This window comes from Pseudoalteromonas fuliginea, assembly GCF_000690055.1.
In the GTDB taxonomy this organism is placed as follows: Bacteria; Pseudomonadota; Gammaproteobacteria; order Enterobacterales; family Alteromonadaceae; genus Pseudoalteromonas; species Pseudoalteromonas fuliginea.
The window spans coordinates 1-18,100 of sequence record NZ_JJNZ01000008.1 but is presented as its reverse complement, the minus strand read 5'-3'; the positions used below and the strand labels follow the sequence as shown (position 1 = coordinate 18,100).

17 protein-coding genes are annotated in these 18,100 nt (G+C 40.4%); 4 read left to right on the top strand and 13 right to left on the bottom strand.

Translation table 11 applies throughout. From position 1 onward, the window contains the following. Positions 1 to 182: 182 nt before the first annotated feature. Complete coding sequence (locus DC53_RS17795; RefSeq protein WP_033028523.1) at positions 183 to 1,469, top strand: VCBS domain-containing protein; 1,287 nt, start codon at positions 183 to 185, stop codon at positions 1,467 to 1,469. A gap of 79 nt (positions 1,470 to 1,548) precedes the next feature. Here DC53_RS17795 and lipA read toward each other — a convergent pair whose 3' ends face one another. From lipA to leuS, 13 genes are all read right to left on the bottom strand, one after another. Then, entirely contained in the window at positions 1,549 to 2,514 is a 966-nt protein-coding gene (gene lipA, locus DC53_RS17800; protein WP_002958515.1) for a lipoyl synthase, read from the bottom strand. Then, positions 2,511 to 3,164 (bottom strand): lipoyl(octanoyl) transferase LipB, encoded by a 654-nt coding sequence (lipB, locus tag DC53_RS17805; RefSeq protein ID WP_033028522.1) that lies wholly within the window; start codon positions 3,162 to 3,164, stop codon positions 2,511 to 2,513. Before lipB ends, lipA begins: the two co-directional genes overlap by 4 nt. Positions 3,165 to 3,183: 19 nt before the next feature. After that, the gene (gene ybeD / locus DC53_RS17810; protein WP_002958517.1) at positions 3,184 to 3,462 is read right to left on the bottom strand and encodes a DUF493 family protein YbeD; all 279 of its coding nucleotides are present in this window, start codon (positions 3,460 to 3,462) and stop codon (positions 3,184 to 3,186) included. A 234-nt stretch (positions 3,463 to 3,696) separates the two neighbouring features. After that, complete coding sequence (locus DC53_RS17815; RefSeq protein WP_007378250.1) at positions 3,697 to 4,857, bottom strand: serine hydrolase; 1,161 nt, start codon at positions 4,855 to 4,857, stop codon at positions 3,697 to 3,699. Positions 4,858 to 4,956: 99 nt separating this feature from the next. Beyond that, a complete protein-coding gene (locus DC53_RS17820) occupies positions 4,957 to 5,718 on the bottom strand; it encodes a septal ring lytic transglycosylase RlpA family protein (protein WP_033028521.1) in 762 nt (253 codons plus the stop codon). Next, positions 5,718 to 6,824 carry a rod shape-determining protein RodA gene (rodA, locus tag DC53_RS17825; protein ID WP_033015254.1) on the bottom strand — a complete coding sequence of 369 codons (1,107 nt, stop codon included), beginning with the start codon at positions 6,822 to 6,824 and terminating at the stop codon, positions 5,718 to 5,720. The genes DC53_RS17820 and rodA overlap by 1 nt, the downstream gene beginning before the upstream one ends. After that, positions 6,824 to 8,701, bottom strand: coding sequence for a penicillin-binding protein 2 (mrdA, locus tag DC53_RS17830; RefSeq protein WP_033028520.1), 1,878 nt, complete (start codon positions 8,699 to 8,701; stop codon positions 6,824 to 6,826). The genes rodA and mrdA overlap by 1 nt, the downstream gene beginning before the upstream one ends. 9 nt (positions 8,702 to 8,710) lie before the next feature. Next, complete coding sequence (rlmH, locus tag DC53_RS17835) at positions 8,711 to 9,181, bottom strand: 23S rRNA (pseudouridine(1915)-N(3))-methyltransferase RlmH (RefSeq protein ID WP_002958522.1); 471 nt, start codon at positions 9,179 to 9,181, stop codon at positions 8,711 to 8,713. A 37-nt stretch (positions 9,182 to 9,218) separates the two neighbouring features. Beyond that, a complete protein-coding gene (rsfS, locus tag DC53_RS17840) occupies positions 9,219 to 9,536 on the bottom strand; it encodes a ribosome silencing factor (protein ID WP_007378254.1) in 318 nt (105 codons plus the stop codon). Between the two features lie 55 nt (positions 9,537 to 9,591). Further along, on the bottom strand, positions 9,592 to 10,227 hold the full coding sequence (gene nadD / locus DC53_RS17845; protein WP_033028519.1) for a nicotinate-nucleotide adenylyltransferase: 636 nt from the start codon (positions 10,225 to 10,227) through the stop codon (positions 9,592 to 9,594). Positions 10,228 to 10,248: 21 nt separating this feature from the next. Then, on the bottom strand, positions 10,249 to 11,286 hold the full coding sequence (gene holA, locus DC53_RS17850) for a DNA polymerase III subunit delta (protein ID WP_033028518.1): 1,038 nt from the start codon (positions 11,284 to 11,286) through the stop codon (positions 10,249 to 10,251). Next, positions 11,286 to 11,777 carry an LPS-assembly lipoprotein LptE gene (locus tag DC53_RS17855; protein WP_033028517.1) on the bottom strand — a complete coding sequence of 164 codons (492 nt, stop codon included), beginning with the start codon at positions 11,775 to 11,777 and terminating at the stop codon, positions 11,286 to 11,288. Before DC53_RS17855 ends, holA begins: the two co-directional genes overlap by 1 nt. A 1-nt stretch (position 11,778) precedes the next feature. After that, positions 11,779 to 14,367, bottom strand: a complete 2,589-nt coding sequence (leuS, locus tag DC53_RS17860) for a leucine--tRNA ligase (RefSeq protein ID WP_033028516.1) — start codon at positions 14,365 to 14,367, stop codon at positions 11,779 to 11,781. 196 nt (positions 14,368 to 14,563) lie between these two features. Here leuS and DC53_RS17865 point away from each other — a divergent pair, with 196 nt between their 5' ends. From DC53_RS17865 to bamJ, 3 genes are all read left to right on the top strand, one after another. Next, positions 14,564 to 15,022: a zinc ribbon-containing protein gene (locus DC53_RS17865; protein WP_007378259.1), complete on the top strand. Its 459-nt coding sequence runs from the start codon at positions 14,564 to 14,566 to the stop codon at positions 15,020 to 15,022. A gap of 77 nt (positions 15,023 to 15,099) precedes the next feature. Then, positions 15,100 to 17,523, top strand: coding sequence for a Lon protease family protein (locus DC53_RS17870; protein WP_239462855.1), 2,424 nt, complete (start codon positions 15,100 to 15,102; stop codon positions 17,521 to 17,523). Between the two features lie 2 nt (positions 17,524 to 17,525). Continuing rightward, positions 17,526 to 18,002 (top strand): BamJ family beta-barrel-assembly machinery protein, encoded by a 477-nt coding sequence (gene bamJ / locus DC53_RS17875; protein WP_033028514.1) that lies wholly within the window; start codon positions 17,526 to 17,528, stop codon positions 18,000 to 18,002. Positions 18,003 to 18,100: the final 98 nt, after the last annotated feature.

Genomic DNA, 18,100 nt, shown 5'->3' with positions numbered 1-18,100 from the left:
AAATATAAATAAACACTCGATAGAAATAATTTTTTGTATCACTATGAAAATAATAGATTTTATAATTAAATTTGAAATATCATTAAATTGGTAATGTTAATTGGTAATTGAATTGTGGTTATTTGTACAATAAATTGGTAAATTCATATTTAATTAACTTGCTATTAACCACAGAACTAATCATGTCTAAATATACCCTTAAACCGTGCAATACAGTTACAGCTATACTTCTATCTTGTTTAGTTACTGGTTGTGGCAGCTCAGGCTCTGATCCTACGGTGCAAAATAATGAAGCGATTACTATACAAAATCCTGCAATAATCGGTGGTAACAGTCTAGGTGAAGTTATTAGCGATAGTAATGATGCAATAACAGGCTCGTTAACTATTACGGATCAACAATCATGTGAAGCTGCTTTTGCAGCACAAGAAAATAGCGCTACAAGCTATGGTTTTTTTAGCTTAAATGCTGGTGGAGATTGGTCATACACACTTGATGATTTAAACGCTTCAATAACATCTTTAAGTGAAGGTGAAACACTGCAAGATACAATAACAGTAAACTCTGTAGATGGTACTAGCGCACAAATTATCATAACAATTGTAGGTGCACCAATAGCTCAAGCTGATGGCTTTGAGAAAATATCACACGTTTTATTGCGATCAGATGGCGTTAATTCGGGGCTTGACGCATACACGCTTATTGAAAATGCCTTCGGCGAAGGGTCAATTGAATCTCCAGACTTATACGCTGGCAATCATGAAAGTGTTGTTCATATTATTGAAGATACCGATACGATAATTGGTAACCATTTTGTCTTTTTAGCTCACCGAGATGATGACCAAGATAAAGACAAAGGCGCAAGTGATAGACAACGTAACGAAATAAAAACCTACGATAAATCACCACAAGAAACACTGGCGTTTGAGGGCGAGACATTTCAATATAGCTGGAAATTTAAAGTAAGTAGCGAGCTTGAGCTTACGAGTAAATTTAGCCATTTTTTTCAAATAAAAGCCCGTAACGAGAGTAACGACAATACCAATGGTAATGACGATCAGCCTATTATCACGCTCTCAGGTGCGCAAAAAAATAGTATAGGTAATCAGCTACAGGTTCGATATAGCGCAGGGTTTGATGAAAACGGTAACAGTACGGGTCTTGATAAAAACTTAATTGAAACCGACTGGTCACTCATTACAGATGAATGGGTTGAGGTATTTGTACAAGCTACATTTAGTGAAAGTGGTAAGTTTGATATGACGTTAACGCGCTTAAGCGATAATGCAGATATATTTACTATAAGCGAGCAAAACATAGATATGTGGCGCGGCTTTAGTGATGATGATTTTGCTCGTCCTAAGTGGGGAATATACCGCTCAATTGTTGAAACCGACAGCCTTCGCGCCGATGAAGAACGTGTTAGGTTTGCTGATTTTTCTATTACAAAAGGTAAGTTAGCGCAGTAAGCTATTTTATCAATTGGCATGAAAAAGCCGTTAATGATTATGCATCATTAACGGCTTTTTTAATTTTTTGAGAAAGTGATTATTTCACTTCTTTACCCGCTGCTTGTTGATCAGCATGGTAGCTTGAGCGTACAAACGGGCCAGAAGCCGCGTGAGTAAAGCCAATTTCGTCTGCATACGCTTTTAAGCCGTCAAACTCTACTGGTGGCACGTAGCGCTTAACCGGTAAGTGATGCTTAGAAGGTTGTAGGTATTGGCCTACAGTTAGCATGTCAACGTTGTGTGCACGTAAATCGCGAAGTACTTCTTCAATTTCGCTAATTTCTTCACCTAAACCAACCATTAAGCCTGATTTAGTTTTTACTTCTGGGTGAGCTTCTTTAAAGCGACGAAGTAATTCTAAAGACCACTTATAGTCAGCACCAGGACGAGCTAGTTTGTATAAACGTGGCGCAGTTTCAAGATTGTGGTTAAACACATCTGGTGGCGTCTCGATTAGTATCTCTAGTGCGCGGTCCATACGGCCACGAAAATCAGGTACTAAAATTTCGATAGTGATAGTTGGATTATGTTTACGAATTTCGCGAATACAATCAGCAAAATGCTGTGCACCACCATCACGTAAATCATCACGGTCAACCGAAGTGATTACAACGTAGCTTAGCTTCATATCTTTAATAGTAAGTGCTAGCTTTTCAGGTTCAGTGGCATCAGGTTTTAATGGGCGACCATGAGCAACATCACAAAATGGGCAACGACGAGTACAAATAGCACCTAAAATCATAAAGGTAGCTGTACCGTGGTTAAAACATTCAGATAGGTTAGGGCACGAAGCCTCTTCACAGACTGAGTGTAAGCCATGCTTACGTAGCGCTTTTTTAATGCCGTCAATGCGATCGGTTGATTTAGGTAAGCGAATTTTTAACCATTCTGGCTTACGCAACATTTCAGTTTTTTCTGTAGGTAAAACTTTTACTGGGATCAACGCCATTTTTTCTGCGTCGCGTAGTTTTACACCTGGTTCCATTTTGACTGGTTTATTCATTCGTTTTCAAACCCTTCAGTATGCTTAACCTGTGTTGCATTAAGCTTCTTGATCATGTGTTTCACCAATCCTTCACCCGCACTTTCTAGGTTTTGAGGACCATTTAATTCTTTAGTTTGCACCATATTCATGCCCGCATAACCGCATGGGTTAATGCGTAAAAATGGACTTAGGTCCATGTTAACATTTAATGCTAAGCCATGAAACGAGCAGCCACGACGAACCCTTAACCCAAGGGATGCAATTTTGCTGTCGTTAACGTATACACCTGGTGCATCAGCTTTAGCATAAGCTTCAATGCCATACTCGGCGAGTGATTCAATAATGCACTCTTCAAGCCACGTAACCAGTTCACGTACACCAATCTTTAAACGACGTAGATTAAATAATACATACATCATTTGCTGGCCAGGGCCGTGGTAAGTTACTTGCCCGCCACGGTCAACTTTAATCACCTCAATGTCGCCAGGAGCTAGTAAGTGTTCGTCCTTACCAGCCTGACCTTGGGTGAATACACTCTCGTGCTCTACAAGCCAAATTTCATCTGGCGTATTTTCATCACGGGAGTCGGTAAAGTCCTGCATTTTTTGCCAAATAGGCATATAACGCTGACGACCCAGTTGGCGTACGATCAAAGTGTTTTCGTTCACAACAAATCTCAACTATGGATTAAAGCATGTGGCGTACGTCATCAATATTGCTGATCACGTTGTAAATTTCTTCAATGTGTTTGCCACTAGTAACTGTTGCTACAAGGCTTACTGACTCGTAATTACCTTTGCTGCTTGGTTTTACTTTAGGGGCGTAATCGCCAGGTGCTATTGGTTGTAACTTAGCTAAAATTTGATCAGTTAAGTTTACGTTAGCTAAACCCATTATTCTGAATGTAAATGGGCAAGGGTACTCTAAGTACTCATCAAATTTTGTATCTTTAACAGGTTGAACCACGACGGTGACTCCTCAAACAAATAAAGTATTGGCTCTGAGCAAAATGCTAGGCGCTAAACTGAAAGGGTTATGACAATCTTGAGCTAATGCTGCTTTTTTGGAGTGCCAAAAATAACAACTCAATATGATTGCTTTATATGGGGCGCATTCTAGCATTTTTCAAGCAAAAAAAAACGCCTCATAATAGAGGCGTCTCGTTTAACTTTCACAATAGCTGTGAGTTTATTTTTACGTCTACATTATTTGTAAACGTAAGTAGTCATAAATCTTACTAAAGAAGCTGCCTTCTTCCACTTCTTCAAGTGTTACTAGTGGGTATTGAGCAATGTCTTCACCCTCTAATTGTAAGAATAACGTACCTACTTTAGTGCCTTTAGCGAGTGGTGCTTCAAGCGTGTTATCTAGCTCAAAGTTAGCTTTAAGGTTTTTATGTTGACCACGTGGAATAGTAATTGGTGTATCTTCTAAAATACCTAAAGATACATTTTCTTTGTTACCCATCCAAATACGTTGCTCAGCAAAGCTATCGCCGGCCTTGTACGGGGTAATTGTTTCATAGAAACGAAAACCGTAGTTAAGTAGTTTTTTATTTTCCACTTTACGAGCACGTTCGCTTGAAGTGCCCATTACAACGGCAATTAAACGCATACCATTTTTAGTTGCTGAAGTGACTAAACTGTAGCCAGCTTCCGAGGTGTGGCCTGTTTTTATACCGTCTACGTCTAAGCTTTCATCCCATAATAGCGAGTTACGGTTATATTGCTTAATACCGTTATAAGTAAACGACTTTTGTTTATAAAGTGCATATTCATCCGGTACGTCACGAATAAGTGCTGCGCCTAAGGTTGCCATATCGCGTGGAGTAGTATAATGCTCATTCGTATCAAGGCCGTGGCTATTGATAAAATGGCTGTTACTCATACCTAATTTAGTAGCATGTGCATTCATTAAATCAGCAAATGCGCTTTCACTTCCAGCAATATGTTCAGCCATTGCAACACAGGCATCATTACCAGATTGAATAATAATGCCGTGATTAAGCTGATCAACACTAATTTGCTTACCTACTTCAATAAACATCTTAGACGATTCTGGGAAGTTTTTAGCCCATGCTTTTTCACTCACAGTTACCATATCTGTTGGTGCAATATTGCCGGCTTTAATTTCAGTACCAATTACATAACTGGTCATCATCTTAGTTAAGCTTGCTGGGGCGAGCTGCGTATCAGCTTCACCTTGGGCAATTACTTTACCTGTTGTAAAGTCTACTAAAAAATAACCTTTTGCATTAACTTGAGGTGGTGCCGGGATAATTTGGGCGCTGGCTGAAAATACGGCGGCTGTACAAACTAAGCCGCATACACCTTTGAGGATTTTATGTTTAATAGATTTCATCATACTCATTAATGGTTAAAGTTAAAGATTCGCGTTACGCCATTTTATACCCAAACCACCCCAAGATGCGAGCATCCTGGGGTAGTTTGGGTATTAGTCTTACTGAGTGTAAAGCAAGAACGCGTTTTGAAATTGATTTTGTTTTAATTTTTTTAATACTTCGTCTGCATGAGGGGTATCTTTTATTGGCCCTAAATGCAGTCTGTAAATATCGTCTTTTTGCACGATATTTGTTGGTAATTTGTATTGCTCTCGCAATGTACTGGCAAGTGCTTCAATATTAGCAAGTGTACTACCTGCAGCTACCTGAATATAGGTTTGACGGGCAGTTGCGCCCGCAAGCGTAACGGCTTCTAGCTTAACCCTTGCTGTACCATGGGTGTAATAGCCTAGCTTGTAAGCGGCAGCGTACGAAAGATCAATTATTCTATCGTCATGAAATGGGCCGCGGTCGTTCACGCGCACGATTACTGATTTACCGTTCGCTGTATTGGTTACTTTAACAAAGCTAGGTAACGGCAGTGTTTTGTGCGCAGCAGTCATGGCAAACATATCGTAGGTTTCACCATTAGAGGTGTGATAACCATGAAATTTACGACCATACCAAGAGGCAATGCCTTCCTCAGAGTAGCCTGACTCATCAAGCATTGGCGAATAACTTTTACCAAGCACTGTATATGGACGACTTGCACTGGCGCTTTTAGTAACATCAGTGATTATTGCGTCTTGCATTTCAAGTGCAGTTGGGGCTCTAAGTGGTGCTGAATCATGGCGCATATGGTAGCGGTTACTTGAACTACTACATGCACTTAAGGTGAGTATTAAAAAAACAGTTATTAGAACACGCAAAGTGAATTTCATTATTTTAAAAGCATCCTTTTATCTGTCGCTATTGACATAATAATGCCAAAGCCAGCCATGAGCGTCACCATCGATGTTCCTCCATAACTGATTAGAGGCAAAGGAACTCCTACAACAGGCAATAACCCTGATACCATACCTATGTTTACAAATACATAAACAAAAAATGTCAGAGTGAGTGCACCTGCCAGTAATTTACCAAATGCATCTTGCGCATTAACGGCAATGTACAAGCCTCGGCCAATAATAAATAAGTACAGGCTAAGTAAAACACATACGCCGAATAAGCCAAATTCTTCGCTTAAAACCGAAAATATAAAGTCGGTGTGACGCTCTGGTAAAAATTCTAATTGCGATTGTGTACCAAGCAGCCAGCCTTTGCCTTCAACACCACCAGAGCCTATTGCTATTTTTGACTGAATAATATGGTAACCGGAACCAAGCGGATCGCTTTCGGGGTCTAAAAAAGTAAGTACACGTTGTTTTTGGTAGTCGTGCATACCATAGTGCCAAAATGGCCATGCAGCAAGCGCAACAACAGAACTTAAAAAGCCGATTAAACGCCAGCTTAAACCGGATAAAAACAACACAAATATACCCGAGCTCGCAATAAGTATAGAAGTACCTAAATCGGGCTGTTCTTTAATTAATAATGTCGGAAGCATTACAATCATAAAGCCAATAATTAAATGCAGTGGGCGGGGTGGTAAGTGGTTTCTGCCTATGTACCAAGCCACCATCATTGGGACGGCTAGCTTCATTAGTTCTGATGGTTGAAAGCGAGTGATCCCCAAGTTTAACCAGCGTTGAGCGCCTTTTGAGCTGACCCCAAATAAAAGTACACCCACCAGCATGAGTAAGCCAACACAGTAAAGTGGGATAACTAAACGTTTAAGTGTTGCTGGAGAAAATTGGGCTAGAATAATCATGCCTATAACGGCTCCGCCCATGCGAGTCATATGGCGGATCATCATTGCTGTATCTTGCCCGCTTGCACTATATACAACGGTAATACTGCCAATCATCATGATAAGCAAAGCGATGAGTAATGGTAGGTCTAGATGCATTCGCATCCATATGGATCGTTTATCGTGTAAAATGGTCATTATTTTATATTCCCTGCAAGTTCAACAGGATTAGCTGCAAAATAGTAGTCCATTAATTGACGAGCAATTGGCGCACCTACCGAGCTTCCGCCCCCAGTGTTTTCTACAACGATAGAGAGCACAATTTGTGGGTTGTTATAAGGTGCAAAACCAACATAAATGGCGTTATCACGCTGACGCTCTTTTAATGATTTAGCGTCGTAACGTTCGCCTTGGGCAATGCTAACTACTTGCGCAGTACCTGTTTTACCCGCCGGATCGTAGCTTACACCTTTAAAAGCTTTGTGTGCGGTACCTGTTACTTTTTTTACCGTGTTATGCATTGCATCAATTGCAATGCGCCAGTTATCAGGGTTTTTAAGTATTACCGGCGGTTTTTCATCACCGTTAATTTGCGTTACTTGATCTTCTTTTTTTGCAACTTGGGCTAAATGCGGTGGATGATTAATCCCTTTATTAACAAGAATATTCGTTGCGTTAGCAATTTGAATCGGGGTTGCCGTCCAATAGCCTTGTCCAATACCTACAGAAATAGTATCACCTCGCCACCATGATTCTTTAAAGCGGCCTTCTTTCCATTCTTTTGAAGGTAAAATTGCAGTGGTTTCTTCATGAATATCAATACCGGATAAATCACCAAAGCCAAATCGCGCCATAAAATCGCTTATTTTAGTAATACCTAAGCGATAAGCTGCATCATAAAAATAAGTATCGCACGACTCTTCAATCGCTTTATATACATCAACATGGCCATGACCCCAGCGTTTCCAATCGCGCCATTTATGTTCCACATTTGGTATTTCAAAAAAGCCAGGATCCCAAATAGAAGTGCTTTCACTTACAATATTTTCTTCAAGGGCTAAAATTGCCATGTGAGGTTTAACAGTCGAAGCTGGCGCGTAACGACCTTGTGTTGCTCGGTTAATTAGCGGGCGATCTTGGTTAAGCAATGCTTTGTAGTTTTTGCTACTTATACCATGTACGAATAAATTTGGATCGTAGCTTGGATTTGAATAAAGTGCGAGTACGCCACCATCTTTTGCATCCATAACGACGATAGCGCCGCGCATATCCTTAAGCGCATGTTGTGCTATTTGCTGTAGCCCAATATCAAGCGTAAGTACAATATCACTACCAGGCTTAGGTTGGATCATACTGAGTGTGCGAATAACGCGGCCGCGATTATTTACTTCTACGCGCTGGGAGCCTACTTCACCGTGTAATAATTGTTCATAATATTTTTCTATGCCTAATTTTCCAATATCGTATGTGGCTCGATAATTGGTTGCTTGACCTTCTTGATCTAGTTTATTAAGTTCTTTTTTATTAAGCTTTGCCACATAACCGAGTGCATGGGTTAGGGTATCGCCAAAGGGGTAGTAGCGGGCTAGGCGTGCTTCAATACTAAAGCCTGGGAATTTATGTTGATTTACAGAAAACTTAGCGACTTCAGTTTCGTTTAAGCGTGCTTTAAGAATTTGCGATTTGAAACGCCGAGTGTGTTTAATATCTTTTAAAAAATCTTCTTTCTCTTGCTCACTAATAGTAATTATTTTACTGACTTGATCGAGCGATTCGGTTAAATCGTTTACATCTTCGGGAATGACTTCAAGATTGTAAACTGGTTTGTTTTCAGCAAGGAGTACACCGTTACGGTCGTAAATTAAACCACGGTTGGGTGCAATAGGAATAACTTTAATACGGTTGTCATTAGAGCGGGTTTGGTAATCTTGGTGGTTCTCTACTTGAATTTTATATAGGTTTGACAGCAAAATAGCCACCATAGCTAATACAAAAACAAAACCCACAAATGCTCGCCTAGCAAATAAATTTGCTTCTGCGGAGTGGTCACGAATAGTGGGTCTATGTTTTAGCATGGCAAGGCATTACTCGCGATGATAAGGATGGTTGTTATTTAAGCTCCAGCCTCTGTAAAGGCTCTCTGCAACAATAATACGCACCAAAGGGTGCGGCAATGTTAAATTAGATAACGACCATTTTTGCTCAGACGCTGCAATGCACTCTGGAGCAAGCCCTTCAGGTCCGCCAATAAGTAAACTTACATCACGACCATCGAGTTGCCATTTTTCCATATTTTTAGCAAGTTGGTGAGTATCCAGTGCTTTCCCTGTTACCTCTAACGTTACAATACGATTGCCTTTTGGAATAGCCGCTAATGTTTTTTCACCTTCAATGTGTAAAATGCGCTTTATGTCTGCGTTTTTGCCACGTTTACCGGCAGGGATTTCAATTAACTCAAGGGCCATATCTTTAGGGAAACGGCGCTGATATTCTGCAAATCCCGTTTCTACCCATGCTGGCATTTTTGTACCAACAGCAATCATTTGTATTTTCACGTATTACTTCCAAGCATTGTCTAAAATGAGTGCGTGTTTAGCCCCACAGTTTTTCTAGATCGTAATAGCTACGTGCTTCGTTTTGCATCACGTGTACAACTACATCACCTAAATCAACCAGTGCCCATTCGCCATCGCCTTCACCTTCATAACCTAATGGTTCTGAATCTGCGTGACGCGCTTCTTTTGCTAAGTGATCGGCAATTGACTGTACGTGACGTTTAGAAGTACCAGAACAAATTACCATGTAATCTGTAATATCTGATGTCTTTGTTACGTCAATATGAACGATGTCACGTGCTTTCATATCGTCAATTTTATCCATTGCAAAGGCGAGTAGTTGTTTTGAATCCAAGGTTTTGTCTCAATTTAAAAATTTAATGGCGCGCATTTTAACACGCTAGGCGTTTTTAAGCATCAATTTGATAGAGCTGATGCTGTTCTATGTAATGACTCACTGCAGCGGGTAATAGTTCATTCTTTTTATTGCTTTTTTTCAGTTGTTCGCGAATTGTACTCGAAGCAGCATCGAGCATTTTACCCGGTAAAAAATAAAGTTTACCAGCAAGTGAGTACTCAAGTAAGGTTGCTTCGTCTACATTCGCATCTTGCATATAGCCTTTTAGTTCACCACTTGCAGTACAATGTTGAGCAGGGCGCTGATATACCACAATATGACAAAGCTGCGTAATTGCCTTCCACTCAAACCATTTATCGAGATTGTTAAATGAGTCCATACCAATTAAAAATAAGATAGGTGTAGTAGGGTGCTCTTTACGAAGTTCTTGCAAGCTAAGTAACGAATACGATGGGCCGGCTCGGTTAAGTTCTCTTAAATCGAGTTTAAAATGAGGGTAGGGCGCAATAGCCGCGTTTAGCATATTAATACGGTGCTGCGTACTAATACCAGGCGCTGCTTTATGCGCCGGTAATGCACAAGGCATAAAATAAAGCGTGTTTAAATTAAACGCATTAATACATTGCTGCGCCATATTTATATGGCCTAAATGGACAGGGTCGAAAGTGCCACCAAAAATTGCGATCATTTAACACCTATTAGCTATTTATTAATTAACCGCGTGGCACGGCATAGAAATGTTGAGCGGCTGGCAAAATTTAATACAAATATGAGCAAGCGCTTGGTAAGGGGCAATTAAATTACCTTGCTTATAACTGGCATCAAACAAAGCTACATCACTATTTATTTGTTCAAGTGTGTGTATGTTTAAGCGGTTAATTGCGTTTTGAACTGGCCCTTGCTGGTTTTTCCAAATAGCATTTTGTTTAAATAAATTAGCGATTGGTTCGCCATTTAATAAACCAAGTTGCACATTTATTAGCGTATTAAGCTCTTTGGTTATAGCCCATAAAATACTCACCACTTCGGTGTTATCGCTGGCAAGTTTGTTTAATACTTTTATAGCTTGTTTAGCGTGGCCATTTAATAGTGCATCGCTTAAATCAAAAATATCAAACTTGGCTTGGTTTAACAGCCCTTGCATTACTAATTGCTGAGTAATTAATGCATTGCCGTGCAGTAGTGAGAGCTTTTCAAGCTCTTGGAAGCACGCTAATAAGTTACCTTCTGTGGCATTTATTAAACTCAGTTTGGCATCGTTTTGCATGTTGAGCGATAAGCGTTGGCACTGTTCATCAAGCCATCGTTTTACATGCGTGCCGGTAAGCGGGTAGCAAGGTACAAATACGCCTTGCTTATCAAGGGCTTTAAACCATGCACCGCGTTGTACTTCTTGGCTGGCTTTAGCGCCTTTAACAATTAAAATAGTATCTGGATTAACCAGCTCAATTACTTTTTTAAAGGTGTTACTGCCAATAACGCCTGGTTTTTGTTGGTTTAAATCAAGCTCAATAATAGTGCGCGCGCTAAATAGTGACATGCTTTGATATTGAGCTATGATTTCTTGCCAATCGAATCCTTGCATTAAAGTAAACTTAATTACTTCGTCAAAGCCTTGTGCTTTAGCACTGTCGCGAATTTGTTGTACGCACTGTGCTTCTTGAAAAGGCTCTTCCCCAAACACTAAATAAAAGGGCTTTAGCCCTTTATTTAATTCACTCGGTAGTTGATTAGCATAACAGCGCATTATAGTTGCGACAGCTCTCTAACAATACGACGACTGGCTTGCTCACGGATCTCGCTAATGAGTAGCTCAAGCTCTTTTGCTTTAGCTAGCGCATGATCTGGATCGTCTTGGTAATTACGGTAAAGCTCAAAGCGCTTTTCAATGGCTTTTTCGCCAGGGCGTTTAACTACATACGATACGCCATAAGCGAGTTCGTATTCAGCTACTTGACCATTTTGAAATAACGATAGTGTTTGACGTTCAATACTTTCTTTATACAAATATAATTGGGCTTTATCTTTAGCTGCTGATATTAGCTCTACATTACTCGCTCTTAGCTCGTTTTTAAGGCTTTCAAATAAGGCTGACTTTTCATCATCACCTACAAGAGTTAGCTGTTTTAGGTTATCAGGCATGCTAGAGGCTTTTTTTAGATGAAACCCGCAGCTAGTTATCAAAAAACAGACTAGCACTAAGGCTAGTCCGTTTTTAATGGCGTTAAATGCAGCCATATTAGTTAGCTACCACGTTAAGTAGCTTGCCTGGTACGTAAATGATTTTACGAATGGTTGAGCCATCAGTAAATTTAGTTACATTAGATTCTGCAAACGCAAGGGTTTCTACTTGCTCTTGCGTTGCATCAGCTGCAACGGTTAACTTAGCGCGGAGCTTGCCGTTTACTTGTACGATGATTAGTTTTTCATCTTCAACAAGTGCCGACTCATCAACTTTTGGCCATGCAGCATCCAAAATCTCACCTTCTTTACCTAACTCTTTCCAAAGCTCGTGCGATAAATGTGGCGTAATAGGTGCAAGCATTATAATAAGCGCTTCTAATGCTTCGTTTGCAATTGCTATATCTTGCGTATCTATTAAAGGTGCTTTTAATAATTTATTAGAAAGCTCCATAATAGCTGCAATGGCGGTATTAAAGGTTTGACGACGTTCAACATCATCAGTCACTTTAGCAATCGCTTTGTGTAAGTCGCGACGTAATACTTTTTGTGGGTTTGTTAGCGCTGATTTATCAAGTGCTTGGTAACCTACTGTTTTAACGTCTACCGCGTATTTCCATACACGTTTTAAGAAGCGATGCGCGCCTTCAACACCTGAGTCTGACCATTCAAGCGTTTGCTCTGGTGGTGCTGTAAACATCATGAATAAACGCACAGTATCTGCACCATATTGGGCAATTACATGTTGCGGGTCTATACCGTTGTTTTTAGACTTGGACATTTTGCTCATGCCTGATGAGAAAACTGGCTCACCGTCCTCTTTATGCCATGCTTTAGTCACGCGGCCTTTATCGTCGGTTTCAGTGTTTACATCACTTGGCGAGATCCAAATATCGCCGCCTTTTTCATCTTTACGATAAAATGTTTCAGCAAGCACCATACCTTGACAAAGTAAGCGGTCAAACGGCTCGTCTGAATTTACTAAACCAAAGTCACGTAATAATTTATGGAAAAAGCGCGAGTACAATAAATGTAAAATAGCGTGCTCAATACCACCAATGTATTGGTTTACTGGCAACCAGTAGTTAGCAGCCGCGGGATCTAGCATGCCTTCGTTGTAGCGTGGGCTACAGTAGCGTGCGTAGTACCAAGAAGACTCCATAAAGGTGTCAAACGTATCAGTTTCGTGAAACGCAGGTGCACCATTTACGGTAGTTTTAGCCCACTCTGGGTCTGCTTTAAGTGGTGAAGTTACACCGTTCATTACCACATCTTCAGGTAAGCGAACGGGTAGCATATCTTCTGTTGCTGCAAGCTCTTTACCATCTTCGTCGCTAAGCATTGGGATTGGTGAACCCCAATAACGTTGACGGCTCACACCCCAGTCACGCAGGCGGAAGTTTACTTTGCGCTCACCCACACCGAGAGCTTCTAATTTATCCGCAATGGCTTTAAAACCAGCGTCAAAATCAAGGCCGTTAAATTCACCTGAATTTACAAGTACGCCTTTATCAGTAAACGCTGATTCTTTAAGGTTTACTTCAAGGTCTGAACCTTCAACCGGTGCAATGACTTGTTTTATATCAAGACCGTAAGCGGTTGCAAACTCAAAGTCGCGTTGATCGTGTGCAGGTACTGCCATTACAGCGCCTGAGCCATAATGCATTAATACAAAGTTAGCGACCCAAATTGGTACTTGCTCGCCCGTTAATGGGTGAGTGGCGTAAAAGCCTGTTGCTATGCCTTTTTTCTCCATTGTTGCCATGTCTGCTTCGGCAACTTTGGTGTTTTTGCATTCTTCAACAAACATTGCAATAGCATCGCTATTTTTAGCCGCTTCTTGCGCAATAGGGTGACCACCGGCAACAGCAACATACGTAACACCCATAAAGGTATCTGGACGAGTTGTGTATACGCTAAATGTTTCGTCGTTATCGGTGCGTTTAAATTCAATATCACAGCCTTCAGAGCGGCCAATCCAGTTGCGCTGCATTGTTTTAACTTGCTCTGGCCAATCTTCCAACTGATCTAAGTCGTCTAGTAGCTCTTGTGCGTAATCAGTAATTTTAATAAACCACTGTGGAATTTCTTTTTGCTCAACCACAGCGCCTGAACGCCAACCGCGACCGTCAATAACTTGCTCGTTAGCTAATACTGTTTGATCCACTGGATCCCAGTTAACTGTCGACATTTTTTTATACACTAGGCCTTTTTCGTAAAGCTTAGTGAAAAACCACTGTTCCCACTTGTAGTACTCTGGGTGACACGTCGCAATTTCGCGATCCCAGTCATAACCAAAACCTAATTGCTTAAGCTGTGTACGCATGTAATCAATGTTTTCGTATGTCCACTTAGCTGGTGCTGTTTTGTTTTTAATAGCGGCGTTTTCTGCAGGTAAACCAAACGCATCCCAACCCATAGGTTGCATTACGTTTTTGCCTTGCAGGCGCTGGAAACGAGAAACAACATCACCGATGGTGTAGTTACGTACATGACCCATATGCAGTCGACCACTCGGATAAGGAAACATAGAAAGGCAGTAATACTTTTCTTTACTCTCATCTTCAGTGACTTTAAATACCTGGTTTTCTTCCCAGTAGCTTTGTACTTTTGACTCTATATCTTGCGGGTTATATTGCTCTTGCATCTATGGTTCCAGACTTCTTGCAAACTAATAAAAAATTGCCGTTAGGATACCCCAAATAAAACACTATTCACAGCGTCAAAAACATGCTTTTATTAAATTGTAACTTTCAGTGCAGGTTAACCTGCTTTTTTATAATGTAGTTAGCTAAATACATAAGTTACAGACTGATTTAACAGCAATTTTGAAGGAGTAAAAAATGACTGATTACAAAGCATGGCTTAGCAGTTTTACTAGTTGGTTAAAAGATGTAAAAGATCATGGTGTAAAAGATGTAGTTACTGGGTTTGTTGAATCTGAGCAAGCAATCAAAGATTTAAGTCAAGAAAGGTATGAACTTTATAAAAGTTACTTAAAGCATGATATTGAACACATTATTGAGCACGAAGCTTATTACAATTCGCTTGCATGGCAAGAACTTAAAGAATCTTTATGGTTTGAACTCTCGCACATAGAAGATAAAACACAACTAGAGTGGCAATCTTTAAGCCAAGATTTTAAGCACAATGGGGTGTATCACGCAGGCGAATGGATAGCCATGGGCACATTAGTATGCAAGAATTGCAACCATAGCCACGACATTTATCACGCAACGCAAATAATACCTTGCACGCAATGTGATGGAATCTACTTTAGTCGTAAGGCGCTGAACCCTTAAATATTGGTATTAGGTGGCTGCGTGCCACTTAATACGCCCAAAAGCCAGTGAATATGCTGGTAAACAAAGAAGTTAGAATGACGAAAAAATTGCTGCCACTATCTGTTTCAAAGCTCGCACCGAGTATTTCTAGTAATCATGTACATACATGCATGAGTAACCCGTACCCAGAGCAACTTACTTTTATAGGCCAACAACGTGCCCAAAGTGCGCTCGACTTTTCATTAGGTATGGATTTACCTGGCTATAATGTTTATGTAATGGGCGAAGCGGCTCATGGACGTTATACGCTAGTCAAAGATAAACTTAAGCAACACGCAAAAGACAGAGCAACGCCTAATGAATGGTTGTACGTAAATAATTACGCCGATCACCGTGAGCCTATCGCACTTTTTATGCAAGCAGGGCAAAGTAAGCAACTTAGCGACGACATAGACTCATTCTTAGATGAAGTGCTCGACACTTTTCCAGCGGCATTTGATAATCCAGCGTACCAACGCAAGAAAAAATCAATCGATCGCGAGTTTAACGACGCTTACGACAGCGCAATTACCGCAGTTGAAATCGCAGCACTTGAGCAAAGTGTTGCTCTAGTAGAAGAAAAAAGCTCAGTGGGTTTTGCACCACTTGTTGATGGAAAACAATTGAGCGACAGTGAATTTGGTGAGCTTGAAGAAACATTGCGCAAAGAGTTTTTTGAAAAAATCGAAAAGCTAGAAGATGCATTAATAGAAGCGTTAATAGAGCTACCACGGTGGAAACGCGAATCAAAAGAAAAACTTCGTAATCTTAAAAAATCGACCGCAGAGCAAGCCACTAAACCACTTTTAAAAGACTTAGAGCATAAGTACGCTACACACATTGGCGTACTGCGTTATTTAAAAGATATTCGCGTTGAAATTATCGACGCGGTACTTGAATGGCTAGATGACGAAGACGAAAGCGAAGAAAGCAAAGAAGACTTTGACCGCAAAGGTATGCTTACCGACTTTTTTGCACCTAACATTTTAGTTGAATTTAAAGAAGACGACGCAGCGCCAGTCGTTTATGAGCCAAACCCAACCTTTGGTAATATATTTGGTAAAATTGAATACGCTACATCCCAAGGTACATTGATTACGAGTTATCGCTCAATTCAGCCCGGTGCATTGCATCGTGCCAATGGTGGTTACTTAATAATGGATGCCGAAAAAATAATGGCTAATCCACAAGTGTGGGATGGTTTAAAGCTGTGTTTAAAAACACATCAAATAAAAAATGATTTACCCTATCAAGACAGCACAGTCGGGACAAGTTTTACGCTTCGCCCGCAACTTATTCCACTTGATGTGAAGATTATTTTATTGGGATCGCGCGAGTTGTACTACACCATAGGTGAATACGACGAAGAATTTGCTGAGCTATTTAGAGTACTTGCCGATTTTGATTACTACTTACCAAGTAGCGATAAATTACAGTACCAGTTTATTACCAAAGTGACTGAGTATTGCGAGCAAACATTAAAATGCACTGCTACAGAGGCTGCTATGGTACGGTTACTTAAATTTAGTTACCGCCAAGCTGAGCATCATAATAAACTCTCGGCGCGCTTTGCTGATGTGCTTGAATTAGTTGCTGAAGCGAGTTATTACGCGAAACAAGATAACTTAACGGTTATTGATGCATACCATATTGACGAAGCCATTGAAGGCAAACAATATCGTACCGGTCAGATCAGCGAAAACATGCTTAGCGATATAAAAGAAGGCCATACACTTATTGCAACCGATGGCCAAGCTATAGGTAAAGTAAATGGTTTAACAGTACTACACATTGGCGATACCTCGTTCGGTACCCCTGCGCGTATTACGGCAACTGTTTATGCAGGCGCCGATGGCGTAATAGACGTTGAACGCGAAGCCGAACTAGGTAAAGCTATCCACTCAAAAGGCGTGATGTTGCTTACCGGCTATTTAGGCAATAAGTACGCACAGCAGTTTAGCTTAACGCTTAGTGCTAATATTGCCATAGAGCAAAGTTATGGTTACATAGATGGCGATAGTGCATCTTTAGCAGAGCTTTGTGCGCTTATTTCATCTATTACAAGCCTCCCTATTAGCCAATCTATCGCGCTGACAGGCTCTATTAACCAACATGGTGATGTACAAGCTATTGGTGGTGTAAACGAAAAAATAGAAGGCTTTTTTAAACTGTGTAAAATGCGTGGTTTAACCGGTTCGCAAGGCGTTATTATTCCTAAATCAAACCAAGTTAACTTAGTACTTGATGACGAGATCCTCAATGCGGTAGAGGCGGGTAAATTTAATATTTACGCAGTTGAAACCGTAGATCAAGCGCTTAACTTATTAATGGATATAGAAGCAGGCGATATTATTGATGACCAGTATCCAGAAAACTCAGTAAACGGTATTGCGCTTGCGCGTCTAAAAGAGATTGCCGACATTGTAAATGGCGATAATGACGACGAAAAAGACGAAGAACTAGATAACGAAAAAGGTTAATAATGATCAATATAATTTTGGCGGTGGTTATCGCCATTTTTTGTTTTTTAATATTTCAAAATAGTAAAAAAGCAAAACAACAAGCAGGCATAAATGCGCAAATAGGGGCAGATTACTTAGCCGCTAATTCAAAAGTAGAAGGTATAGTAGAAACAGCTTCTGGCTTACAGTACAAAGTAATGCATAAAGGTGAGAGTGAAAACACACCAAGCTCAACAAGTATGGTTAACGTGCATTATCATGGCACGCTAATCGACGGCACTGTGTTTGACAGCTCAGTAGAGCGTAAAACACCGATTAGTTTTGGTTTGCACCAAGTGATTAAAGGTTGGACCGAAGGCCTACAATTGATGAGCCCAGGCGATAAATACACGTTTTATGTACCGCATCAATTAGCGTATGGCGAAAAACGTGTAGGCAGTATTCCACCTGCCTCAGTACTTATTTTTGAAGTAGAGTTACTGGCAATTGAGCCGTAATACCAACCTGCATAAATACTTGAACAATTTAACGAATTAAATTGCACTATAACGTTGTTAAAAATTTTCTATTTAGAACAACTAGATACAAAAATTTT

Excerpts from the sequence above, each read along its gene's own strand:
- holA (WP_033028518.1), bottom strand. The coding sequence starts at position 11,286 with ATGCGCTGTTATGCTAATCAACTACCGAGTGAATTAAATAAAGGGCTA.
- DC53_RS17870 (WP_239462855.1), top strand. The coding sequence starts at position 15,100 with ATGACGAAAAAATTGCTGCCACTATCTGTTTCAAAGCTCGCACCGAGT.
- DC53_RS17815 (WP_007378250.1), bottom strand. The coding sequence starts at position 4,857 with ATGAAATCTATTAAACATAAAATCCTCAAAGGTGTATGCGGCTTAGTT.
- DC53_RS17855 (WP_033028517.1), bottom strand. The coding sequence starts at position 11,777 with ATGGCTGCATTTAACGCCATTAAAAACGGACTAGCCTTAGTGCTAGTC.
- nadD (WP_033028519.1), bottom strand. The coding sequence starts at position 10,227 with ATGATCGCAATTTTTGGTGGCACTTTCGACCCTGTCCATTTAGGCCAT.
- bamJ (WP_033028514.1), top strand. The coding sequence starts at position 17,526 with ATGATCAATATAATTTTGGCGGTGGTTATCGCCATTTTTTGTTTTTTA.
- leuS (WP_033028516.1), bottom strand. The coding sequence starts at position 14,367 with ATGCAAGAGCAATATAACCCGCAAGATATAGAGTCAAAAGTACAAAGC.
- lipA (WP_002958515.1), bottom strand. The coding sequence starts at position 2,514 with ATGAATAAACCAGTCAAAATGGAACCAGGTGTAAAACTACGCGACGCA.
- rodA (WP_033015254.1), bottom strand. The coding sequence starts at position 6,824 with ATGACCATTTTACACGATAAACGATCCATATGGATGCGAATGCATCTA.
- DC53_RS17795 (WP_033028523.1), top strand. The coding sequence starts at position 183 with ATGTCTAAATATACCCTTAAACCGTGCAATACAGTTACAGCTATACTT.
- DC53_RS17820 (WP_033028521.1), bottom strand. The coding sequence starts at position 5,718 with ATGAAATTCACTTTGCGTGTTCTAATAACTGTTTTTTTAATACTCACC.
- DC53_RS17865 (WP_007378259.1), top strand. The coding sequence starts at position 14,564 with ATGACTGATTACAAAGCATGGCTTAGCAGTTTTACTAGTTGGTTAAAA.
- mrdA (WP_033028520.1), bottom strand. The coding sequence starts at position 8,701 with ATGCTAAAACATAGACCCACTATTCGTGACCACTCCGCAGAAGCAAAT.